Here is a 21,097-nt window from a genome sequence, read left to right on the forward strand (position 1 = left end):
CGCAGCCAACACCGGGGAATGACCAACATCAACTGACGCAGTGGGGGTCACTTTTCATCCGTCGGATATGGGTCACGATTCACGCGCCGCCGACACAGGCAGGGGGTCCGGTTGGCGTGATGGCAGTCGGCATCGCTGCACCGAAGGTCCTGGAACAGTTGGCCGGCGGAAAGTTGGCGGAGTTGGAGATGCTGCGTTCAGGTCCGGCGCACGTGCCTGCGGCGCAGCCAATCCCGAGTGGTAGGTCAGAGCTGGATCCCCGCATTGCCGTTGATGCTGTCCAACCCCCACAGTCCGGGCTTGATCCGTCACATGCCTCCGACTCTGTCCCCGGCCAGGGTTCCCGTCCGGATCCCACACGAGCGGAGGGAGTAACAGGCGATGGCTGACTCATTCATGCAACAACTCATTGCCTCGCTCGCGCGGCGGACTCCCGTCCTCGACGAGCCAGTCTCGTACCAACCTCGCTCGTCACTGGCCACGGATCAATCAAGCCCTATTTCAGCGTTGCTTCCCGAGGACCGTCCAGATTTCGAGCGCACCCTGGACGAGGTGTTGACTGCGGACGCTCCCGGCAGTTCTGGACGTCTCAATCCCGAGCAATTGCGCACGATGGCCCTCACCGCCGATGAAATCATCGCGGAGGCGGCAGCACACGAGTACGCCCACTACGTTGAGGTTCGAAAGCGAGACCCAGGTTCAGGAACGGACGATCAATCTTCGTCTACGGTCCCGGCTGGCGCCGGCCTTCTTGCGGTTGTGGCCGTACTGTTCCCTGTCCTGTCCGGGGCCGGTACGGCGATATTCCTGATTGTCGGATATCTTTTGAAGTTGGTGAACTCGGAGTCGCCACTCGCCTCCTCCTTGATCTCTGGGGGATGGGTCTTCGCTGCATTGACAGCGGCAAGTATGGTTGTCACCGCAGTGGGTCTGTTGCTGACGGCTCTGCGGAACACTCCACCCATGGGCGTGGCTCAGAATGAGGAAGTCGTCGCTGCTAGAGACGCTTGGTTGCAAGCTCTTCGTAGGCGCGGTATTGAGCCATTCCTGCGTGACGTGCGCAAGGCCGTGGACGGTGTAGTCGATGCCGGCCAACAACGGACCGGCAAACCTGAAAATGATATTTGAGCACCGTCAAAAGGGATCTCCGCTGCCTATTCGAGATTGCGTACGGTCTGAAGCAAGAGTTCGATGAGCTGTGCCGACGTTTCGGCGGGGAGGCCGGTGAACGCCGCCTCGTTGATGCTGCCCGCGAGTTCTTCCACGCGTGGCATGAGTTCCTCGGCCCGAGGCGTGAGTCGGATGATCGCTCGGCGGCGGTCCGTCTCGTCCTGGACGCGGGTGATCAACCCGTCACGTTCCATCCGGCGCAGGGTGAGGGCCATCGTCGGCTGCTGGATGGCCGAGACCTTCGCGAGCTCGCCCTGTGTCGCGCCGCCCACAGCGGACAGCGTGAAGAGCGTGGGAAGATAGGCCGGGGCGAGCCCGAGGGGACGTAGGGCTTCGGCCATGCGACGCTCGAACAACCGCGCACACCAGTTGATGACGAATCCGGCAGATTCGAAGCGGTTGAATTCCATCTGCCTCTTTTCAACGGTGTGCGCTTCACCGGCGTCGCCCTGTCACCGCTCGCCATTCGTACAGTTCCCGGTGCACCTGTCGGCGAGTGCCTGAACCCTGCTGCAGCCTGTGCTGGATCATAGACGTAAGGTCCGCCGGACCGCAGAGGTACCAAACGGTGCCTTCGGGTTTCCCGGCCGCAAGACGGTCGACGGCGCGCTCGTCGAGCCGTGCGCCCCGTGCACTGAACGCCGGAGTGACAGTCAGCCAGGGCAGTTTGTGGGCGTACATGCACAGGTCTTCCCAGCAGGGCATGTCATCGGCGTCGTGTGCCGCGACGACCAGTTCAACCTGTCCGTGTGCCGGGTCGCCCGCGGTGTCCGCGTCGGATGCCTGCTGTGCCGTCCGCAGAACCGACAGGAACGGTGTAATGCCGGCTCCTCCCGCTATCCAGACCTGGTGCTGCTCGGCGTCGGGGCCCGGCGACGGCGTGAACGCTCCGAACGGACCCTCCACGCGCACCTGATCGGCGACGGCCAGACCGGTCTGGGCCGCGCTCGACCAATCCCCGGACGGACGTATCAGGATGCTGATCCGCCCGTCGCCCTCCGCGCTCGTCAACGTGAAGGGGTGAGTCTCGCGCGCCCCGCCGGCGGTCGCCGTCAGGAACACGAACTGGCCGGATCGTTGCTGGGCGATCCTCCGTGCCCCCTCGGGCTGCATGACGATCTCGATCCCACGCTCTCGTCGCAGTGTCTCGACGATCGTGTAGCGGACCCCGCCGCGGGCTTTGCCCACCACGCGGACGATCAGACTCGTAAGACCCAGGAGGGCGAAGAATCCGAGCAGCCCGCCCAGCGGACCGGCCACGGAGAACCACAGGCTCACGGCGCTGGCCATGTGCGCCGTCAACACGAGAAAAGCGAGTCCCGTGGCCATATGGACGCGCTGCCACTTGTCGTACGGCACCTTGGTGTTCATCGCGAGCGCGATCGACCCGAAGAGCAGCAGAGCACCCAGCACCCCGAGCGGAACCGCTACGCCGAGGTTGTCCAGAATGCTCTTCCCGCGGTCGACCTCGGATGCGATGGGGATGAGCACCAGATGCAGCCCCAGCAATCCGGCGATACCCGTCCCGATCAGACGATGGGCGACGTAGACGCGGTCGAGCGGCCCGAACAGCCTCTCCAGCACGGGCAGTCGGGTCGCCAGCAGCAGATTCGTCGCCATCAGTGCGTAGGCGACAGTGCCGGGGAGGACGGCGAAGCTGGTCAGCCATCCGGAGGAGGGGCCGAGGCTCAGCACGCTCGCCGCCAATCCCAGGAATGTGCAGCCGAGAATCCAGGCGCCAGGATATGATCTTCGCAACATAGATAGCATGCTATATGAATCGCCATGCCGTGTCGACGGAAGTCAGGGCGGGGCTGCGGGCTGAGGGGGGGGCGCGATGGGCTTGGTGCGGGTCGGTATAGCGCTCGGGCGGCGCGGGCGTCAGGCGTGTCTTCGCACCGGAGTTACGGAACCTGGCGCTCGCCCAGGGCGTCGGCGGTCAGGCGCCTGTCCCGCAAGCACGGGTGTCCGACGGCCGCGGCTCAGGACGTGAAGGAGAAGTGGATGAGTGCATCAGCCCCGATGCCGCCGCGGAAGCGGACGCCCGCTTGATGACCAGCCGCAAGTTCAGCGGGGTGCTCGACTTCAACGACTACCTGATTCTCGAGGCGCGCTGCCGGCAGAGCGGTGACGAGCGTCTGGCCTACGCCCGGGAGCAGCTCTCCCTGGGGCGGACTGGGACAGCGAGGCTCTTCTTCTTCGCGGGCGTCCGCCGTGTATCGGGTCAGACAGCACCCGGTACCTGACCGAACGCCCGTGCAGGGCCGATCCGAGGGCCCCTGAGTGAGACGTGAGCACGCCCCGCGCGCAGTTCGGGCACGGGGCGTGCTCACATCTCTCAGGCGAGTTCGGCCAGGCGATCGACCTGGTCGACGCTGGAGGACCAGCAGTAGAGCATGATCTCGTCGGCACCGAGATCGCCGTAGGCCTTGATCGTGTCGCGGAGGTCCCGTGTGGTGGTGAGCATCCTGCGGACCGTCTCGTCGGCGCCGTAGAGGGCGTCGTCGCCGGTGAAGGCGTAGTACGCGCGAAGCGCTTCACGGGCCTCGTCCACGGTGGACTCCGGGCCGAGCGCGACGTTGACCTGTGCGACCAGGCGAGGTCGGCCCTCCCGGTCGGCCTCGTTCCAGAACCGCTCAACGGTGCGGAAGAGGTCCCCCGCACCGGACGCCGGCGCCGCGCAGACGAAGCCGTCGCCCCAGCGCGCCACACGTGCCAGTCCAGCCGGCTGGAAGGCGCCGAAGAGCACTTCGGGCCCACCCGGCCGGACCGGTGCCGGGCCGACCGGCCCGGCGTCCTCCGCAGACGGCTCACCGGCCCAGATCCGTCGCATCAGCGACATCTGCTCGTCGAGCCGGCGACCGCGATCTCGTGGATCCACGCCCACCGCGGCGAAGTCGTCCATCCGCGCGCCGATGCCGAGACCCAGGGTGAACCGGCCGTTCGACAGACGGTCGAGCGTGGCGCTCTGTTTGGCAAGCAGCGTGGGGTTGCGCAGCGGCGACAGCAGCACTTCGGTCTGGACACGCACCCGGGTCGTCGCAGCGGCGACCGCCGCGAGCGTGACCATCGGCTCGGGATTGTCGTACACCACCCGATCGAGCAGGCCGAGCGCGCTGAACGGGCCCGCATCGGCACGGCGCGCCCAGTCCAGCAGGGACTCCGGGCGGGAAACAGGCAGGCCAAGGGCAATCTTCACGTTGATCGATCCTCCAGAGCGTCGCTGTGGCACCGGGAGCCTCGTGAAGTCTTCGCTCGACCGCTGACGGATCAGCCCCCTGCCGCGAAGGGGCTGGCGAGGGGCGTGAGCTGTTCGATGTCGTAGCGGCGGCGCAACTCGACGATCTCCTCGATGCCGGGCGGTGTGCCCTGCCGCAGCAGCGCGGTGAGTTCCTCGAAATAGTTCTCGTGTCCGGACGGGGCGGACTGGAAGAGCATGGTGGCCGGCTTGTCCGTGGGATTGGCGAAGGCGTGCGGGCAGCCGGCCGGGACGAACATCAACGCCCCCGGACCGCCGCGCATGAAGCGCTGGCCGGACTTGGACTCCCAGGTGTGCCAGTCGCCCTCCGTCCGGTCCAATGGTTCGAAGGCGAGCAGTTCCAGCTCTCCTTCGACGATGTAGAACAGTTCCTCGCCGTGGCTGTGTACGTGGGCGCCCACGTCGTACCCCGGAGGGACGACGCACTCGAACGTCGAGGTCAAGGCCCCAGCACCGCCAGGGATCTTCAGCGTGGCCTGCAGTCCCCCGCCCGATATCAGTTTGCCCGCACCGGGTTCCAGCATCGCTCCCGTCGACATGATCACTCTCCTCGTACGACCGGCCGTAGCCGACCGGCACAGCCCCTGACGGGGCTTCGACTTCTTCGTCCTCGGGGAGTCTCGGGCCGGGCCGCGTACGGCGTCCAACAGACATTGCATACGGCCTGACAGTCGGCGACTGTCAGAGGCGACCGATACCGGGGTCGGTGAAGGACACGCAGAGTCAGAGTCGCTCGTCGGCGGGCATCCACCAAGGCGTCTCCGGCGGGACCAGCCAGCCATGCTCCTCGGCGATCTCATGGATCGCCGCGACCGCCCGTCGCAGGGGCAGCGAGGCGCGCCCGGACCGCCAGATGACGGAGAAGGGGTACAGAGGCACAGGGTCGATCACGGGCCTGACCACGACACCCTCCGGCACCGGTGCCTCCAACGGCCCCAGCGACGGAGCCTGGTACGAGAGCACGGCCGCGTTGGCTGCTCCACGTCCGTGGCCGTGCAGGCGCCAGCCGAAGGTCAGGCCGAATTCGGCGGCCAGTTCCTCGTTCCAGGCCTCCCATTCGGTGGCCTCGGCCGCCGTGTGCAGTACCAGGGGGTATTCGGCCAGTTCGTTCATCGGTACCCGCTCCCACTTGGCCAGTGGATGTCCGGCGGGCAGCACGACGCCCAGGGGCTCCCAGCGGACCAACTGGTGCCGGAGGTTCCCCGGGAGCGGTCTGCCCATCCCGTGCACCCGCCCGAACGCCAGGTCCACCCGGCCTTCCGCGACAGCCGTCACCGTAGCCGCGAATCCCTGTCCCTGGACGACCTCCAGCGTGACGTCGGTGAGTCGTGGCCGCAGTTCCCGGGCCACGACGCCCGACGTGAGGCCCTCCGTGATCACATCAAGGCGCAGCGGAGGGATGCTCTTGCTCAGTTCCGTCAGCAGATCCTGGGACTCCGCCAGCAGCGCCCGCCCGCGGCGCACGAACAGTTCCCCCTGGGGGGTGAGTTCCACATGGCGCCGGTCCCGTACGAACAAGGCGATACCGAGCCGGTTCTCCAAGCCGCTGATCTGCGCGGAGAGCGTCTGTTGGGCGATCATGAGGCGATCGGCGGCGCGGGCGAAATGCAGCTCGTCGGCAAGGACGACGGCGTACCGCACCAGTCGCAGGTCGAGGTCCACAGTGCGGTAACAGTAGATGGCTGTCACCGGCCGTTCAAGAGTGTTGGACGCCTGGCCGGGGCCGGTCGTCGAATGAAGCCATGGCCGCACATGACAACCACGGTCCAGCATGGTCGCTGGTCACCGTCGAGGCCCCGGGACGGGGTACCTCCTGCGCCGCGCTCACTCAGGACAGTCTGTGGGAGGTGCCCGCGCTGCGGGGCTATCCCGGGGTCTTCGAGGCCTTGCAGGACTGGGACGAGCTCGCCCCCGGACTGCGCTCCTACGAGCCCCTGAAGGCCGATCCCGTCTTCGAAGCGCGAGTCCTCACACCGGTCCGCTACCCGCGGACCGTCCTGTGCTCGGGCTCGAACTACCGTGACCACCTGGCGGAGATGTCCGGCGACGGCTCCGCCGACATCAGCCCGTTCTTCTTCCTCAAGCCTCCGACCACCACCGTGATCGGCCCCGACGACGCCATCGTCATCGAGGCCGACCCGGCCCAGAAGGTCGACTGGGAGGCCGAGCTCGCGGTGGTGATCGGGAGGGCCGGCCGTGACATCACGCCGGAGCAGGCCGACGCGCACATCGCGGGTTACACCATCGTCAACGACGTCTCGGCACGCGGGACGCACTTCCGGACCGATGCCTTCCACGAAGCCTTCGCCTGGGACTGGCTGGCCTCCAAGGGGCAGGACACCTTCTGTCCCACCGGACCTGGTGTCACTCCCCAGTGGCTGGTGCCCGATCCGCACGATCTTCCCATCGTCCTGACCGTCAACGGCCGTCAGGAACAGGTGAGCAGCACCAAGGAGATGATCCAGAGCGTCCAGGAACTGGTCGCGGCGGCGAGCGCCCTGGTCACGCTCCAGCCCGGAGATCTGGTGGCCACCGGCACCCCCGCCGGAGTCGGCATGCCCCGCGGCAAGTTCCTGCGACCGGGCGACCTCGTCGAGATCACCATCGGCGACCTGGGCCGGCTCAGCAACCCCGTCGTCGCCCGTGACAGCACGCAAGGAGAACCAGCATGAAGGTGCATGTCGACCGCGATGCCTGCCAGGTCAGCGGCCTGTGCACGGGGCTCGCCCCCGACGTCTTCGAACTCGACGAGCGAGGTGACCTCGTCATACTCGACGAGACACCACCCCCACACCAGCACGACGATGTGCAGGAGGCCGTGCGCAGCTGTCCGTTGCAGGCCCTGTTCGTCACGGACAACTGAGATCCATGGCTCGCAAACATCTGCGTCACGTCAGTATCGTCGGCGCCTCCGCCGCCGGCCTGGGCGCGGCCCATGGACTGCGCAGGCGTGGGTTCGAGGGGCCGATCACCGTTTTCGGCGATGAGCCGGAGACGGCCTACCAGCGGCCCGCCCTCTCCAAGCGCTTCCTGACCAGCGGCGACCTGCAGCCGGACGACATCCGGCTGCGCGGGCCCGCCGAAGACGTACGCGTCGAACTGGGCGTGCGGGTGACAGGTCTCGACCTCGCGGCACGGTGTCTGCGTCTGCAGGACAGTGACAGCGGTCGCCACTTCACCCACTCCGTGGACGGACTCGTCATCGCCACGGGAGCCGCCGCCCGGGAACTGCCGATGCCGACGCCACCCGGGGTGCACGTCCTGCGCACGGCCGCCGATGCCCTCGCCTTCCGGGCGGAACTGACGCGGTCGCCTCGCGTGGTGATCGTCGGCGCCGGTTTCGTGGGCAGCGAGGTCGCCGCCTCCTGCCGCAGCCTCGGCCTGGACGTCACGCTGGTCGAGGCCGCCGCCACACCGATGGAAAGAGTTCTCGGCGGGACCGTGGGAGCGGCCCTGGTAGGTCTGCACCGTGATCACGGCACCCGGTTGCGGCTGGGCACCGGGGTCGCCGGTTTCACCGGGGACGATCGGGTCACCGGCGTACGCCTGGCCGACGGTGAGGTGCTGCCCGCCGATGTCGTGATGGTGGGCGTCGGAGCCCGGCCGGCCACGGACTGGCTGCGCGGCAGCGGACTGCCGGTGGACGACGGTGTACTGTGCGGGCCGGACCTGGCCGTGGCCGACCGGATCGTGGCAGCGGGGGACGTCGCACGCTGGCCGCATCACAGTGACGGCACCCTGGTCCGCGTCGAACACTGGGAGAACGCGCTGCGCCAGGCGGACTCCGCCGCGGCGACGTTGCTCGCGGGCGCGGGCCGGGCCCCTGCCTTCGCCGAAACCACCATGTTCTGGTCCGACCAGTACGACTGCAAACTCCAGTTGATCGGCCACCCCCGCCCCGGCGACCTGGTGACCGTGGCCGAGGGCGATCTGGCGCAGCGCCGCTGCGTCGTCGTCTACAGCCGGTCCGGCCGGACGACCGCCGCGCTTCTGGTCGGCAGCCCGCATCGGCTCCGCGCCTATCGGGAGGCCGTCGGATCAGCGGTGCTCGTCGCCGACGTCCGCCCGTCGCCGGACGGACCCGCCCTGTCCAACGCGTCTTGAGAACGCACTTCCCCTTCGACCCTCCCCGAGGAGTGACGCCCCATGCCCGGTATCACCCACCGTTCCACCAAGCCGCCCCTGCTGAAGACACGCTTCTTGTCTCACGGCACCCTCGAATGCCGGAACATCGCGACGACCCGTCGCTTCTACGAAGAGGTGCTCGGCCTCGAAGTCGTCCAGCAGGCTCCGATGTCCCTGTTCGTCCGCCTGGGCAGCGAACACTGCTACGCGGTGGTCGAGACCCAGGGCAGCGCCCAGGAGATGCCACTGATGAACCACAACGGCATCGACCTGGCCAGTGAGGAGGAGGTGCGCGAGGCGCACCAGGCCCTTCAGGCGGTCAAGGAAGAGTACGGGATCAAGAAGCTCACCAAGCCGGTCAACCAGCACGGCACCTTCTCGTTCTACCTCCAGGACCTCGACGGCAACTGGTGGGAGATCTGCCACCTGCCGCACGGTGGTTACGCCTTCCGCTTCCAGTACGACCAGGTGGACCTGACCGGCCGGGACGACCTGTCCCAGGAAGAGGTCCGGTCCATCTACCAGCGACCGCTGGACCACCTGCCGCCCGAGGCCGCGGTCTAGCCGGACGCCGGAGCCGGATCACCCGCTCCTCTCGAACCCCCCCCACCACACCCCCCTCATCGAACAGCCCAGGAGGGCACCATGCGCGTCGTCGCCATCGAAGAGCACTACTCGACCCCCGAACTGCTCCAGGCCACCGGGGTGGACTTCTCCTGGATGGCGGACAATCCGCACGACCGGCTGATCGACACCTCTGAAGCGCGACTCGCCGACATGGACGCGGCCGGTGTCGACGTCCAGGTGCTGTCCGCCTCCGGCCCGGGGGTGCAGGTCCTGCCCGCCGAAACGGCGATCCCCATGGCTCGCACACTGAACACCAGCCTGCACGAGGCCGTCGTCGCCCGGCACCCGGACCGGTTCGCCGCGTTCGCCACCCTCCCCATGGGCGATCCCGCGGCGGCCGTCGCCGAACTCAAGCACAGCGTGACCCAGTTGGGTTTCGTCGGCGCGCTCGTCAACGGGACGACCGGCGGCCGGTTCCTCGACCACCCGGACTTCGACCCCCTGCTGGAAGCCGCCGCCGAGTTGGACGTGCCGCTCTACCTGCACCCCGGGGTGCCCCCGAAGCCGGTGCTGGGTGCCTACTACTCCGAACTGCCGCACCCTCTCAGCCTTCTGCTCGCCACCACCGGCTACGGCTGGCACTACGAGACCTCGCTGCACGCCCTGCGTCTTGTCGTGACGGGCGTCTTCGACCGCCACCCCGGGCTCAAGGTCGTCCTCGGACACCTCGGCGAAGGGCTGCCCTTCCACCTCGCGCGGATCGAGGACACGGTGACCCCGCTCGCCGGCCACCTGGCCAAGCCCGTCAGCGCCTACTTCCGCGAGAACTTCTGGGTCACCACCAGCGCGTACTTCTTCGACGGCCCGTTCCACCTGACCCGGGAGGTCTTCGGCGACGACCGGGTGCTCTTCTCCGTCGACTACCCCTTCTCCGACAACAAGCGCGGCACCGACTGGCTCCAGCAGCTCTCCGTCGAACCCGACGTCCGGGCGCGCATCGCCCACGCCAACGCCGACGACCTCCTCCACCTGGGCTGACCTGGCAATACGGTCCGGCATGCAGAGCATTGCATGCTATGAGAATATGTGCTGTGTGATGTAATTTTTCTCGTACGAAGATCGAGAGGGGCAGCCCGTGTCGAATTCCACTGGCCCCGTTGTCGTGACCGGAGCGAACAGCCGCACCGGGCGCGATCTGCTGTCACGTCTTGCCGAGAAGGGCGTAGCGGCCACAGCGCTCGTGCGGTCCGCGGAGGATCTGCCCGCCGGGGAGGTCGTGGACGACTGGATGCGGTCACAGCGAGCCGTCGAAGCGCTGTCCAAGGCATCCGTCGTGATCCATCTCTGCGGAATGTTCGCGGCCACCGACTGGGAGACCTACGAGGCCGGCACCGTGGCCACCACCCGCAGGGTCGTGGAGTCGGTCGGCCCGGAGACGCGACTGATCTACCTGTCGTACGTCGGCGCGGACGCCGCGCACGACAACTGGTACGTCAAAGCCAAGGGGCAGGCGGAAGACCTGCTGCGGACGCTTCTGGATGCCGTGATCTTCCGCATCCACACGATCGTCGGTGGACGTGAGGCACCCGCTCCCTTCGAGTTGTTGTTCCGCCAGAGCGCGCCGGACGCCCCGGTGCGTGTCGCGGGCGACGGTACCCAGCGCTTCTGCCCCACCTACTCGGGTGACATCCTCGACGCGCTGACCCGGGCCGCCTTCGGGCAGGGCGAGGCAGGCACCTATGACCTGGTCGGTCCGAGCGAGTTCGCCGTCGCGGACCTGCCGGAGCTGATCAACGGGCACCGTGTGCCGGTCGAGTACATGCCCGTCCGGCGGCCCGCGTCCGTGCCGGGGCCGCCGCACACCGTCGTCGACCTGCTCGCGCACCCCATGGAGCCGGCCGATCCCGATGCCGTCGTCAAGGCCTTCGGACTCTCCCTCACCCGACCGGAGACACACTGGCCGATCGCCGGGCCCTCACGTCCCTGACGTTCGGCCGGGTGGCGGGGGCATCGGACGTTTCCTCGGCCAGGGCGTGTTCGCGGCGACTCCGTACGGTCTCCGCGAGCTGGGTGTCGCGCAGGCAGCACTCCAGGAGGGCGGTGGCGGCGGTGAGGTCCTGACCGGACAACTGGTCGCGCACCCAGGAGCGGAAGGTCTCCTTGCGCTCCCGCGCCTGCCGGGCGAGTTCGCTTCCGCGTGCCGTGCAGGAGATCTCGACGCGTCGGCGGTCGTTGTCGGCGGATTCGCGTCGCAGGAGTCCGGAGGTGACCATGCGGTCGACCAGTCGGCTCGGGTGGCCGCCCTCGGCGATCAGAAGGGTGCCCAACTCGCCCAGGGAGAGCGGCCCGTACCGGTCGAGCAGTTGCAGCGCCTCGGCCTGACTCGCCGTGATCCCCAGCGGCCTGAGCAAGTCGTTGATCCGCCGGTCGGACTCGCGGGTCAATGCCTTGAGCAGGAGCCCGAACTCCTCGATGGCATCCATGCCGACATGTTACGTGTGGTGTGAACATGTGCTGTGCGACGCATTCGCCCTTACGCCGTCACCGAGTCGGCGATCCGTACGGCCGTCTCGCGCAGCCAGGTGTGCGCGGCGTCGTGGGTGTGGACGGGGTGCCACCACAGGGCTTCCCGGAGGGGAGCCACCTCGTAGGGAGCGGGCATGATCCGCACAGGGGCGCTGGCCCGCAGACGTTCCGCGAGGCGCCGCTGGACCAGGGCGATGCGGTGGGTGCCGGCCACGAGAAAGGGCAGTACCTGGAAACTGTCCACGGAGACCTCGACGTTCGGCTCGATCCCGAGCAGCCCGAGCTGGTGGACGGGCGGGGCGTCGTAGACGCGCTGGTACGTCACCCACGGGAGCCGCGCCAGGTCTTCCCGGGTGAGACGCTCGCCGACCTCGGTGTTGTCCTCGGCAACGATGAACACCCATTCGTCCTCGTGGAGTTCGACGCTGGGGAACCCGCTGATGATGCCGTGGGGCATGAGTACGCCGTCGACAGAACTCAGCACGGTCGCGGCGGACGCGACGATGTCGGCCGGGGTCTGCGTGAACCGCAGCCGCACCCTGGGCGCCTCCTGACGAAGTGCCTGGACGAGCGCGGTGCCGAGCACAGTCACCGCGTAGTCGGAGCACACGAGATGGAACTCGCGGGTCTCGGTGGCCGGGTCGAAGCCGAGACGGCTGCTGAAGACGCGTTCGGCCATGTCGCAGACCGATGCCGTGCGGTCCAGCAGGGCTCGGCCGAGTGCCGTCAGCTCGTACTGCCCGCCCACGCGGGAGAGCAGTTCGTCGTCGAAGTGACGCCGCAGCCGCGCCAGCGAACCACTCATCGTTGGTTGGCTGAGGCCCAGTCGCTGTCCCGCACGGGTGACGTTGCGCTCCTCCAGCAGGGCCCGCAGCGCGACCAGGAGGTTGAGGTCGAGGTTGGCGAGGTTCATGAGCCGTCCCGAGTCATGAGGAAGGGTATCGGTCGCACCAATTAAGTCTATCCAAAGAATTTATTTCCCTGATCGTTGTTGTCGCGCCAGATTAGACACATAGCCACACCAGGAAGAGACGGACATGAATGCTGTGACCACGCCGGTGAGCTTCGCCGGTTCCTTCGCCCTCGGCACCCTCTCCGCTCCGGGCCAGGAGCCCTTCCCCGGCCTCGTGATCCCCAGCGACGAGGTGCTGGACCTGCGCACCGAACTCGACGAGCCGACCCTGACCATCCGTACGCTCCTCGAACGCTGGGACGAGCTGCTGCCGCAGCTGCGCGCACTGGCGGCGGACAGCTCCCGCGCATGGCTCCCGCTGCGAGGGCTGCACGTGCACGCGCCCGTGGAGCCTCTCCAGGTTTTCCAGGCCGGTGGCAACTATCGGCAGCACGCGATCGAGATGGAGATCATCTATCGTCCGGCCGACGACAAGCGCACCGTCGAGCAGGCGCGAGCCGACCTCGAGGTCGAGATGGACCGCCGTGCGGTCGAGGAGCGGCCCTACGTCTTCGTCGGTCTGTCGGGTGCCATCACGGGTCCGTACGACGACGTCGTCATTCCCGCCTGGGCCAAGAAGCCGGACTGGGAACTGGAGTTGGCCGCCGTCATCGGCCGGCCGGCATACCAGCTGTCCGTCGAGGAGGCCCTGGGCTGCGTCGCCGGATACACCATCGCCAACGATCTCACCGACCGCGCCAGCATCTTCCGCAAGGACATCCCCACGCTGGGCACGGACTGGCTGCGCTGCAAGAACGCGCCCGGTTTCACCCCGCTGGGCCCGTGGATCGTGCCCGCCGAGGCGATCGCCGACCCCCAGGACGTGCGCCTCACGCTGAAGGTGAACGGCCAGACGATGCAGGACGAGTCGACCAAGGACATGATCTTCAGCATCGCGCAGGTCGTGTCGTACATCTCCCAGACCGCCCGGCTGCTCCCCGGTGACCTGGTCCTGACGGGCAGTCCGACGGGCAACGGCGTGCTGCGGGGCATCCTCCTCCAGGACGGCGACGTCATGGAGTCGACCATCGCCGGGCTCGGAGACCAGCGCACACGTTGTGTCGCGGAGCGCACGTCGTGATCAGACGCCGGAGAGCGACATCTCATGGGTGTCCGTGACGCGGCCTGCGCCGCACCTCACCCGCACACCAGGGGAGGCGGTTCCGCCTCCCCTTTCCTGAAAGAAGCAACGCCATGACCCTTCTCACCCATCTGCGCCATGTCGATCTCGCCGTGCCGGACTACGACAAGCAGCTTGAGTTCTACTCGGGCGTCTGGGGTCTGACCCAGGTCGCGGAGGACTCCGGGATCTCCTTCCTGGCCGCCGAGGGTTCGCCCGAGCAGTACGTCGTCCGGTTGCGCAAGGCCGACGAGAAGCGGCTCGACCTGGTCTCCTACGGTGCGGCGAACGCGTCGGACGTCGACACGCTGGCCGAGCAACTCCTGGCCGGGGGAGTGCAGTTGCTCTCGCAGCCGGGCAGGGTCGACACTCCGGGCGGCGGTTATGGCTTCCGCTTCTTCGACGTCGACGGCCGCACCGTCGAGGTCTCCGCCGACGTCGCGGCCCGGCAGCACCGGAAGATCGAGGAGAAGGAGTCGATCCCGGTCAAGCTGTCGCACGTGGTGTTCAACTCGCCCGACATCGACCGCACCCGGGACTGGTACGAGCGCTACCTCGGCTTCAGGCTCACCGACTCGCTGGCGCACCCGCGCATGGGTGAGGTGCTGAACTTCATGCGGATCAGCAACCTCCACCACTCGATGGGCATCGCCAAGGGCCCGCACACCTCCGTCAATCACATCTCCTTCGAGATGCGCGGTGTCGACGAGTACATGCGCGGCTCGGGCCGGTTGCTCCGCGCCGGACACCGCTCGCTCTGGGGCCCCGGACGGCACCTGGCGGGCGACAACACCTTCACGTACTTCCAGGATCCGCACGGCAACGTCGTCGAGTACACCACCGAGCTGGAGACCGTCGACGAGGACCTGTGGCACCCGCATGTGTACGACGTCTCCAGCCCCGACGTCACCGATCAGTGGGGCACGGCCGCCCCGGTGAGCGAGCAGATCTTCGCGGAGATGTTCAACGACCCCGACCGAGGCTGCTTCGTCGCCCCGCCGGCGTAGGACACCCCGCCCTTCCAGACCGTCCACCGACCTCATGGAGCACCCGTGAGCACCTCGACAGCGCAGTCGCTGCTCATACGCAACGCACACATCCTGACCATGGACCCCGCACTCGGCGACATCAGCGGCGGTGATCTCCTCGTCGAAGGAGGCCGTATCGCCGCGGTGGCACGCCACTTGGACGCCCCCGCGGGCGCCGAGGAGATCGACGCCACCGGATGCATCGTCATCCCCGGCTTCGTCGACACACACCGCCACATGTGGCAGGCGATCCTGCGTGGCCGCACACCCCACGACACACTGCGGGACTACTTCCAGAACGTCCTCATGGACCTGGGCCCCGCACTCACCGCCGAGGATCTGCACCTCGCCAACCTGCTGGGCGCCCGTGCCGCGCTGGCCTCCGGGGTCACCACCGTCCAGGACATCTCCAACATCCAGGCCACCCCCGAGCACTCGGACGCACTGGTCGAGGGGCTCAAGGAGTCCGGGCTGCGTGCCGTCTTCGCCTACGGCATCGATGTCCCTCAGGCCCTTGCCAAGGGGAGCCGGCTGCCGGAGGACGTGCGCCGCGTCCGCGCCGAACTGCTGCCGGACGACGACGCCCTGGTCACCTTCGCGATCCTCACCGAACTCGGCGACGACGAGGCCGAGCTGCACAACGCACGGCTCGCCCGCGACCTCGCGGTCCGCACGGCCCGCCACGTCGTGCCGCGCCCCGGCGAACCGCACCTGAGCCGCCTGAAGAAGCTCGACGTCCTGTTGCCGGGCACGACGTTCATCCACGGCACCCAGCTGCCTGTCGACGAACTGCGGCTCATCGCCGACGGCGGCAGCAGCCTGTCCATCGCGCCCGCCATCGAGATGATGATGGGCCACGGCTATCCGCCGTTCGCCCGCGCGGCCGAAGCGGGGTTGCGCATCAGTCTCAGCACCGATGTCGAGGTCACCGCGTCCGCGGACATGTTCACCCAGATGCGTGCCGCATACCAGGCCGGCCGCTTGAGCCAGCTGACCTCCGAGGAATCGGCGGACCGGCGGCTCACGGTGCAGGACATCCTGCGCTGCGCCACCCTGGCCGGCGCCGAGACCCTCGGCCTCGACGACCGGATCGGTTCTCTCACCCCCGGCAAACAGGCCGATCTGCTCGTCCTGCGTGCCGACCAGCCCGACACCGCGCCGGTGCACGACCCCTGCAGCACCGTGGTCCTGCAGATGGACCGTGCGCACATCGACACGGTCCTGGTCGCCGGCAAGCCGGTCAGGCGAGGCGGACGCAGCCTTGTCGACAACAGCGATCTCGTCGCGAAGAGCCAGGAACTGGTCGACCGCCTCGGAACTAAGGGTCAGTCGACCACCACGGGCCCTGCGGGTGCTGTGCCGTTTTCCGAGTGATACCTCTCGACCAGAGCCGGAAAGGGCAATGAGCACCAACCCCTCGTACGGGGCTACTTCCTTGCCGCAGATCCCGACGTGGGCGGCCTCGTCGACGCGGCTGGGCTAGTCAGGGATGGTCCCATCGGCCACATCGTCGACGTCGCCCCCGGCCTGCCCTTGGGCGATGCCGACGTCGTGGAGGGGAGCGGTTGCCTCGTCGTTCCCAGCGTCGTTGACGCACCGGCCTCGGCGGCCACTTCCTCCGGCATCGGACGGTTGTGGCGACCCCCTGCGCATGGCGTCTGGGGGGGCTTACTCCTCACCCGTCCTCGGCGGAACGGGGCCTCGAATCGCTGCCGGTCATTGACGTCGCCGACCGGCGGACAGCAGTTGGACCGCCTTCGTCATGACGGAACGCAGATCCGAGGTCGGGGCACCCAGCAGTTTCCTGGCGGCCGCTCGCACGAGCCCCTGCTGTTCCGTATCGAGGTACTCCACGGGGGAGAGACCGTCGACCCGGGCGAGGAGAAGCGCCGGCAGCAGCTTGGCCGCCCTCGCGAAAGTGCCGTCCACGGCTTCCCACGTCACCTGTCGGGCGTAGGCGTCGACCAGGGCGTGGGCCGAAGGGAGGAGGGCTTGCCTCTGGCCGGCAGCCACGAGCGTCTTGAGTACCAGGTGGTTGACGACGAATGCGATGTCGAACGCCGGATCGCCGTACCACGCGCATTCGGCGTCGAGCAGGACGGGACCGGACGGGCCGAGAAGGATGTTCTTGGGGCTGACGTCGCCATGGACCACGGCCAGGTGGGTGGTCGTGGTGGACCGGATGATGCGTCGGAACTCGTACGCCAGATCGGGGTGGCGTCGGGCGGTGGCGGCGAGATAAGGCTCGATGCGCAGGCTCGTGAAGTTGTCGTCGGTGGCGAACCGCCGGGCGAGCTCCCGGTCGCCCGCGCTCGCGGCGTGCAGTCTGCCGATCAGATCGCCGACTGCTGCGGCGTCCTGCTCGTGCACGGCGCCCGTCAGGAGAAGTGCCTTCCACACCGGATGGCTTGGCGTCGGCAGGTAGCTCATGGCGAACAGGGCGCGGCTCCCGTCGTGTGCCAGTGGCTCGGGCACCTGGCCAGGCACGATGCCGGCGGCGAACCCGAGCCAGTCCCACTCCACGCGGTTCCTGCCGACCGGGGCGTGCCAGTCACCCTTCACCTTGAGCTTTTCCAGGGCCCTCTTGACGCAGATCGTCCTGTCGGCCAGGTCGACGCGCCACAGTTCGGACGACACTCCACCGCTCAGGGGCGTCCAGAGCGGAGTCTCCTCGCCGGTGGCCAGACCGTTCTCCACGAGGAAGCCACGGACAGCCGCCGGAACGACCGTCCCCGAGGTCTCGGGCGTTTCGCGGTTCACCTGATCCGGTCCGCCCTGTGGCGGGGATAGGCGGTCATGCCGGCGAAGCTCACCGAGGGGTCCTCGGCGATACGCAGGAGCTGGTTGTACTTCGCCAACCGGTCCGAGTTCCGCACCGACCCGATCTTGATCTGGCCGACCCCCGTGCCGACGGCAAGATCGCTGATGAAGGCGTCCTCGGTCTCGCCCGAACGCGCGGACACCACGGACACGTAGCCGGCGGCGCGGGCCGCCGCGATCACGGAGAGGGAGCCGCTGAGGGTTCCGTTCTGGTTGACCTTCACCAGGACGCCGTTGGCGGCGCCGAGTCCGATCCCTCGCCGCAGCCGCTCGGGGTTCGTGGTGAAGAGATCGTCGCCGATGAGGTTCAACCGATCCGTGAGCCAGCCAGTCAGCAGCTTCCAACCACGCCAGTCCTCCTCGTCCAACGGGTCCTCGACCGACGCGACCGGGAAGTCCTCGGCCCAGCCGACGATCGTCTCGACCATCTCGGCGGTGTCCACGTACCTGCCCTCCCGGGCCAGGTGATAGCTGCCACGGGCGGCGTCCCACAGCGTGTGCGCCGCGACGTCGACGGCCACCACGATGTCTTCGCCGGGCGTCAGACCGGCCCGCTCGATCGCTTCAACCATCAGCTCCAGGGCAGCCCGCCCCGTCTTGAGCCCCGGGCTCAGCCCGCCCTCGTCGGCCAGCAGTGTCGGCATCCCCCTGGCCGCGACGGCGTCCGTGGCAGCGGCCCGGACCCGGCTCACCAGGTCGATGGCCTCCTCCATGGTCGTGGCGGAGGCCGGCACGGCCAGGAAGTCCTGTACGTCCATGCCGCGCCCGGCGTGCAAACCACCGCTGAGGATGTTGACCATGGGCATCGGCAGGCTGGGTGCGGTGCCCGCCAGCGCCGCCAGCCAGCGGTAGAGCGGGGTGTTCTCGCTGTCCGCGGCAGCCCGGCAAGCGGCCAGCGACACTCCGAGGATCGCGTTGGCGCCGAGCCGACGCAGCTGTGGTGTGCCGTCGAGCTCGACCAGCGACTTGTCCAGCACGGTCTGCTCGCGCACGTCGTGGCCCAGCACTGCCCGCGCTATCTCGCCGTTGACGTGGGAAACGGCGGTGCGTACACCCAATCCATTGTATTCGTCGGTCCCGTCGCGCAGTTCCCAAGCCTCACTGGTGCCGGTCGAGGCGCCGGACGGTACGGCCGCCCGCCCATGACTTCCGTCGTCGGTCTCGATGTCGACCTCGACGGTCGGACGGCCCCGGGAGTCGAAGATCTGGCGGGCGTGGACTCGGGCTATCCGCGGCATCAGAGGCGCTCCTTCGCGGTGGAGGGGACGAGCGGGAGATTGCAGGGAAAGCAGGGTGGCCGACCGCGTAGAACGCGGACGACTTCCTCCGCCGCCTTCGTCCGCAGCTCTTCGACGGACTCGTCGGAGGAGAAGCCGACATGCGGTGTGACGACGACGTTCGGGTGAGCCAGCAGTGCCGGGTCGACCACCGGCTCGTCCTGCAGGACGTCGAGCGCGGCACCACCGATCCGTCCGGCGTCCAGCGCCTCGACCAGAGCCGCGGTGTCGACCAGGCCACCCCGGCTCACATTGACGAGAAGGGCGTCATCGCGCATGGCGGCGAGCTCAGCCGCACCCACCAGGTGCCGGGTGTCGTCGGTGAGCGGAACGTGGAGCAGGACCACGTCGGCCATGCCCAGCAGGTCGGCCCAGGACACGAACTCGACGCCTGCCGCGGGGGCTACCGTGCGGCTGTGGACCACCACGCGACAGCCGAACGCCACGAGTTTACGGGCGGTGGCCCGGCCGATGCGGCCGTGGCCGACGATGCCGACGGTCTTCGAGCGGAGCCGTCGCAGCCGGGCAGCAGCCGGATTCCAACGGCCGGCGCGCACCTCGCGATCGAACGAACTGATTCCGCGTGTCCAGTCGAGAACCAGGGCGACGGCGTGATCGGAGACCTCCTCGACGCAGTAGTCGGGGACGTTGGTGACCAGGGTGCCGAGCTGGGTCGCCGCCCGGACGTCGATGTTGTTGAGTCCGACCCCCATCCGCGCGATGACGCGCAGATCGGACGGCGCCCTTACGGCCGCGGCGGAGACCCGCGCCCAGCACGTCATGATCGCTACTGGATCGTGCTCCCGCACCAGGCGCTCGATCTCCTCCGCGGGTGCTGGATCGGCCGGACCGCTGACGAGTTCGAACCCGGCGCTCTCGACGATCTCCCGCTCGATCCGCTCGTCCGGCCAGGCGCGGTCGGTGAGCAGCACAACCCTTCTGGACATGCCAGGTCCTCTTGGTCAGATCTTCTTGGCCCGCGGCCGTCAGTCGTAGGTACGGTCGGTGACGTGCTCAAGCGGCCGCTGGAGGCGGGAGCGGATCTCGGCCGCGGACAGGTCCTCGCGCCCGGTCAGATCCACCCCGCTGTCGAAGCGGAAGTCGAAACCGTTCTTCGGCAGGTAGCAGATCTCCCACCAGTTGCCGTCGAGGTCCTGCAGGTAGAAGGAGTACGTGCCGTGCTGGAGCACCGGCGAGGTGAGCTTCCTGATCCCGTACTCGTCCTTGATCTCCTGCATCTTCACGTGTGCCTCGTCCACCTCCTCCCTGGTCCCGAGGTCGATGCCGTTGTGGTTCAGCAGTGGCATCTCCTGGTCGTTGTCGGGAGTCTCGATCACGGCGTAGACGTGGTGGCCCCCTAGCCGAACGATCAGCGCGAGCGACGCCTGCTGGGCCACTTCGAGGCCCAGGACCTCCTCGTAGAAGCGGCGAGTGGCGAAGATGTCCCGGCACTCGAGAGTGCCGTGCGAGATGAAGGTCGACTTCAAAATGGGTGGCTTGGTGGATCGCTGAGTGATGCCAGGCATGACCGGTTACTCCTTCGCGGTGGTGCGGAGACGTGGAAGTTCATCGAGCGCGGGCAGGGGAGCGGCACCGTGTGCGACGGGTTCCGCGGACTCGGTGCCGGCGGCGACGGCCTTTCGGTAGTCGAGCAACCGGTGCGGGCGGGACACCAGCCGCGCGGCCGTCATCCGCCCGGCCCGGGGTGACCGGTCAACTGGATTCTGCAGCCGTACAGTTCGGACCAGAACATCGAGGTGTCGGTGAACGCCGGTGCGACACCGTCGGGGGCCAGCAGCGTCCGCCTGACGCATCGCGTTGTCCCAGTACTCGACCCAGACCATGGCGCCGTCGCGGTGGTGAGGCCAGCGGGGCACGTCCTCGGCGGCAACGATCCGGTCGGCGACCGACTGATCCGGCCCGCACAACACCCCTTCGTCCAACGGGAGCCCGCTGCTGCGCAGCCAATCGGTGGCGGGCCGCGTGCCGGCGCCCACGACACCAGGTCGGCGGGCACTGTCTCCCCGTCGGCAATTCGCAGGCCGGTGAATCCCTCGACGCAGACTCCCAGTCTTAGCCGAGTGCCGTGGTCGCGGTGCAGAGCCGCCAGCGCGGCGCCGACTTCCGGTCGCTGTACTCATGCCCGCTGCCGCTGCCGCTGTCACGCAGCCGCAGTCGGCGGCCGATCGGATCGAGTCCGGTCGCGCGCATGTCCAGTGCGACCCGGACATTCGTGAGGTCCGCCCGTAGCCG

Annotated in this window: 23 protein-coding genes; 11 read left to right on the forward strand and 12 right to left on the reverse strand. The window is 68.1% G+C overall.

Annotated elements, in window-relative coordinates; genetic code table 11:
• Positions 1-381 precede the first annotated feature (381 nt).
• The gene (locus ACFWPQ_RS33695; protein ID WP_384043153.1) at positions 382-1,128 is read left to right on the forward strand and encodes a hypothetical protein; all 747 of its coding nucleotides are present in this window, start codon (positions 382-384) and stop codon (positions 1,126-1,128) included.
• 26 nt (positions 1,129-1,154) lie between these two features.
• Here ACFWPQ_RS33695 and ACFWPQ_RS33700 read toward each other — a convergent pair whose 3' ends face one another.
• Both ACFWPQ_RS33700 and ACFWPQ_RS33705 read right to left on the reverse strand, forming a co-directional pair.
• Entirely contained in the window at positions 1,155-1,580 is a 426-nt protein-coding gene (locus ACFWPQ_RS33700) for a MarR family winged helix-turn-helix transcriptional regulator (RefSeq protein ID WP_384043156.1), read from the reverse strand.
• Positions 1,581-1,605: 25 nt separating this feature from the next.
• Positions 1,606-2,877 carry a ferric reductase-like transmembrane domain-containing protein gene (locus ACFWPQ_RS33705; RefSeq protein ID WP_384043159.1) on the reverse strand — a complete coding sequence of 424 codons (1,272 nt, stop codon included), beginning with the start codon at positions 2,875-2,877 and terminating at the stop codon, positions 1,606-1,608.
• 293 nt (positions 2,878-3,170) lie between these two features.
• On the opposite strand from ACFWPQ_RS33705, the gene ACFWPQ_RS33710 reads away from it, so the two are divergent.
• On the forward strand, positions 3,171-3,416 hold the full coding sequence (locus ACFWPQ_RS33710; RefSeq protein WP_384043162.1) for a hypothetical protein: 246 nt from the start codon (positions 3,171-3,173) through the stop codon (positions 3,414-3,416).
• Positions 3,417-3,508: 92 nt separating this feature from the next.
• Here ACFWPQ_RS33710 and ACFWPQ_RS33715 read toward each other — a convergent pair whose 3' ends face one another.
• From ACFWPQ_RS33715 to ACFWPQ_RS33725, 3 genes are all read right to left on the reverse strand, one after another.
• Positions 3,509-4,369 (reverse strand): LLM class flavin-dependent oxidoreductase, encoded by an 861-nt coding sequence (locus tag ACFWPQ_RS33715; RefSeq protein ID WP_384043533.1) that lies wholly within the window; start codon positions 4,367-4,369, stop codon positions 3,509-3,511.
• Between the two features lie 71 nt (positions 4,370-4,440).
• Positions 4,441-4,968 carry a cupin domain-containing protein gene (locus ACFWPQ_RS33720; protein ID WP_384043165.1) on the reverse strand — a complete coding sequence of 176 codons (528 nt, stop codon included), beginning with the start codon at positions 4,966-4,968 and terminating at the stop codon, positions 4,441-4,443.
• A gap of 184 nt (positions 4,969-5,152) precedes the next feature.
• A complete protein-coding gene (locus tag ACFWPQ_RS33725) occupies positions 5,153-6,118 on the reverse strand; it encodes a LysR family transcriptional regulator (protein WP_384043168.1) in 966 nt (321 codons plus the stop codon).
• Between the two features lie 53 nt (positions 6,119-6,171).
• On the opposite strand from ACFWPQ_RS33725, the gene ACFWPQ_RS33730 reads away from it, so the two are divergent.
• From ACFWPQ_RS33730 to ACFWPQ_RS33755, 6 genes are all read left to right on the forward strand, one after another.
• Positions 6,172-7,101, forward strand: coding sequence for a fumarylacetoacetate hydrolase family protein (locus ACFWPQ_RS33730; protein WP_384043170.1), 930 nt, complete (start codon positions 6,172-6,174; stop codon positions 7,099-7,101).
• Complete coding sequence (locus tag ACFWPQ_RS33735) at positions 7,098-7,292, forward strand: ferredoxin (RefSeq protein WP_384043172.1); 195 nt, start codon at positions 7,098-7,100, stop codon at positions 7,290-7,292. Before ACFWPQ_RS33730 ends, ACFWPQ_RS33735 begins: the two co-directional genes overlap by 4 nt.
• A gap of 5 nt (positions 7,293-7,297) precedes the next feature.
• Positions 7,298-8,533, forward strand: a complete 1,236-nt coding sequence (locus ACFWPQ_RS33740) for an NAD(P)/FAD-dependent oxidoreductase (RefSeq protein WP_384043175.1) — start codon at positions 7,298-7,300, stop codon at positions 8,531-8,533.
• A 42-nt stretch (positions 8,534-8,575) separates the two neighbouring features.
• A complete protein-coding gene (locus ACFWPQ_RS33745; protein ID WP_384043178.1) occupies positions 8,576-9,118 on the forward strand; it encodes a VOC family protein in 543 nt (180 codons plus the stop codon).
• Positions 9,119-9,199: 81 nt separating this feature from the next.
• Complete coding sequence (locus ACFWPQ_RS33750) at positions 9,200-10,159, forward strand: amidohydrolase family protein (RefSeq protein WP_384043180.1); 960 nt, start codon at positions 9,200-9,202, stop codon at positions 10,157-10,159.
• Positions 10,160-10,256: 97 nt separating this feature from the next.
• Positions 10,257-11,108, forward strand: coding sequence for an SDR family oxidoreductase (locus ACFWPQ_RS33755; RefSeq protein ID WP_384043183.1), 852 nt, complete (start codon positions 10,257-10,259; stop codon positions 11,106-11,108).
• Here the strand turns inward: ACFWPQ_RS33755 and ACFWPQ_RS33760 are convergent.
• Positions 11,059-11,604 carry a MarR family winged helix-turn-helix transcriptional regulator gene (locus ACFWPQ_RS33760; RefSeq protein ID WP_384043186.1) on the reverse strand — a complete coding sequence of 182 codons (546 nt, stop codon included), beginning with the start codon at positions 11,602-11,604 and terminating at the stop codon, positions 11,059-11,061. The genes ACFWPQ_RS33755 and ACFWPQ_RS33760 overlap by 50 nt on opposite strands.
• 50 nt (positions 11,605-11,654) lie before the next feature.
• A complete protein-coding gene (locus ACFWPQ_RS33765; RefSeq protein ID WP_384043189.1) occupies positions 11,655-12,560 on the reverse strand; it encodes a LysR family transcriptional regulator in 906 nt (301 codons plus the stop codon).
• A 124-nt stretch (positions 12,561-12,684) separates the two neighbouring features.
• Between ACFWPQ_RS33765 and ACFWPQ_RS33770 the strand changes: the two genes are divergently transcribed.
• The 3 genes from ACFWPQ_RS33770 to ACFWPQ_RS33780 all read left to right on the forward strand — a co-directional run bounded on the left by ACFWPQ_RS33770 (position 12,685) and on the right by ACFWPQ_RS33780 (position 16,121).
• A complete protein-coding gene (locus ACFWPQ_RS33770) occupies positions 12,685-13,680 on the forward strand; it encodes a fumarylacetoacetate hydrolase family protein (protein WP_384043191.1) in 996 nt (331 codons plus the stop codon).
• Positions 13,681-13,793: 113 nt separating this feature from the next.
• A complete protein-coding gene (locus ACFWPQ_RS33775; protein ID WP_384043194.1) occupies positions 13,794-14,726 on the forward strand; it encodes a VOC family protein in 933 nt (310 codons plus the stop codon).
• A gap of 45 nt (positions 14,727-14,771) precedes the next feature.
• On the forward strand, positions 14,772-16,121 hold the full coding sequence (locus tag ACFWPQ_RS33780; RefSeq protein ID WP_384043197.1) for an amidohydrolase family protein: 1,350 nt from the start codon (positions 14,772-14,774) through the stop codon (positions 16,119-16,121).
• Between the two features lie 342 nt (positions 16,122-16,463).
• Here ACFWPQ_RS33780 and ACFWPQ_RS33785 read toward each other — a convergent pair whose 3' ends face one another.
• The 5 genes from ACFWPQ_RS33785 to ACFWPQ_RS33805 all read right to left on the reverse strand — a co-directional run bounded on the left by ACFWPQ_RS33785 (position 16,464) and on the right by ACFWPQ_RS33805 (position 21,055).
• Complete coding sequence (locus ACFWPQ_RS33785) at positions 16,464-17,384, reverse strand: phosphotransferase (protein WP_384043199.1); 921 nt, start codon at positions 17,382-17,384, stop codon at positions 16,464-16,466.
• Between the two features lie 119 nt (positions 17,385-17,503).
• Positions 17,504-18,805: a phosphopyruvate hydratase gene (gene eno, locus ACFWPQ_RS33790; RefSeq protein ID WP_384043202.1), complete on the reverse strand. Its 1,302-nt coding sequence runs from the start codon at positions 18,803-18,805 to the stop codon at positions 17,504-17,506.
• On the reverse strand, positions 18,805-19,791 hold the full coding sequence (locus tag ACFWPQ_RS33795) for a C-terminal binding protein (RefSeq protein WP_384043205.1): 987 nt from the start codon (positions 19,789-19,791) through the stop codon (positions 18,805-18,807). Before ACFWPQ_RS33795 ends, eno begins: the two co-directional genes overlap by 1 nt.
• Positions 19,792-19,830: 39 nt before the next feature.
• The gene (locus ACFWPQ_RS33800) at positions 19,831-20,370 is read right to left on the reverse strand and encodes a VOC family protein (RefSeq protein ID WP_384043208.1); all 540 of its coding nucleotides are present in this window, start codon (positions 20,368-20,370) and stop codon (positions 19,831-19,833) included.
• A 547-nt stretch (positions 20,371-20,917) separates the two neighbouring features.
• Positions 20,918-21,055 carry a hypothetical protein gene (locus ACFWPQ_RS33805; RefSeq protein WP_384043210.1) on the reverse strand — a complete coding sequence of 46 codons (138 nt, stop codon included), beginning with the start codon at positions 21,053-21,055 and terminating at the stop codon, positions 20,918-20,920.
• Positions 21,056-21,097 lie beyond the last annotated feature (42 nt).

The organism is Streptomyces sp. NPDC058464, from assembly GCF_042721035.1.
Lineage (GTDB): Bacteria > Actinomycetota > Actinomycetes > Streptomycetales > Streptomycetaceae > Streptomyces.

Excerpts from the sequence above, each read along its gene's own strand:
- ACFWPQ_RS33695 (WP_384043153.1), top strand. The coding sequence starts at position 382 with ATGGCTGACTCATTCATGCAACAACTCATTGCCTCGCTCGCGCGGCGG.
- ACFWPQ_RS33700 (WP_384043156.1), bottom strand. The coding sequence starts at position 1,580 with ATGGAATTCAACCGCTTCGAATCTGCCGGATTCGTCATCAACTGGTGT.
- ACFWPQ_RS33720 (WP_384043165.1), bottom strand. The coding sequence starts at position 4,968 with ATGTCGACGGGAGCGATGCTGGAACCCGGTGCGGGCAAACTGATATCG.
- ACFWPQ_RS33730 (WP_384043170.1), top strand. The coding sequence starts at position 6,172 with ATGGCCGCACATGACAACCACGGTCCAGCATGGTCGCTGGTCACCGTC.
- ACFWPQ_RS33735 (WP_384043172.1), top strand. The coding sequence starts at position 7,098 with ATGAAGGTGCATGTCGACCGCGATGCCTGCCAGGTCAGCGGCCTGTGC.
- ACFWPQ_RS33740 (WP_384043175.1), top strand. The coding sequence starts at position 7,298 with ATGGCTCGCAAACATCTGCGTCACGTCAGTATCGTCGGCGCCTCCGCC.
- ACFWPQ_RS33745 (WP_384043178.1), top strand. The coding sequence starts at position 8,576 with ATGCCCGGTATCACCCACCGTTCCACCAAGCCGCCCCTGCTGAAGACA.
- ACFWPQ_RS33750 (WP_384043180.1), top strand. The coding sequence starts at position 9,200 with ATGCGCGTCGTCGCCATCGAAGAGCACTACTCGACCCCCGAACTGCTC.
- ACFWPQ_RS33760 (WP_384043186.1), bottom strand. The coding sequence starts at position 11,604 with ATGGATGCCATCGAGGAGTTCGGGCTCCTGCTCAAGGCATTGACCCGC.
- ACFWPQ_RS33765 (WP_384043189.1), bottom strand. The coding sequence starts at position 12,560 with ATGAACCTCGCCAACCTCGACCTCAACCTCCTGGTCGCGCTGCGGGCC.
- ACFWPQ_RS33770 (WP_384043191.1), top strand. The coding sequence starts at position 12,685 with ATGAATGCTGTGACCACGCCGGTGAGCTTCGCCGGTTCCTTCGCCCTC.
- ACFWPQ_RS33775 (WP_384043194.1), top strand. The coding sequence starts at position 13,794 with ATGACCCTTCTCACCCATCTGCGCCATGTCGATCTCGCCGTGCCGGAC.
- eno (WP_384043202.1), bottom strand. The coding sequence starts at position 18,805 with ATGCCGCGGATAGCCCGAGTCCACGCCCGCCAGATCTTCGACTCCCGG.
- ACFWPQ_RS33795 (WP_384043205.1), bottom strand. The coding sequence starts at position 19,791 with ATGTCCAGAAGGGTTGTGCTGCTCACCGACCGCGCCTGGCCGGACGAG.
- ACFWPQ_RS33800 (WP_384043208.1), bottom strand. The coding sequence starts at position 20,370 with ATGCCTGGCATCACTCAGCGATCCACCAAGCCACCCATTTTGAAGTCG.
- ACFWPQ_RS33805 (WP_384043210.1), bottom strand. The coding sequence starts at position 21,055 with ATGCGCGCGACCGGACTCGATCCGATCGGCCGCCGACTGCGGCTGCGT.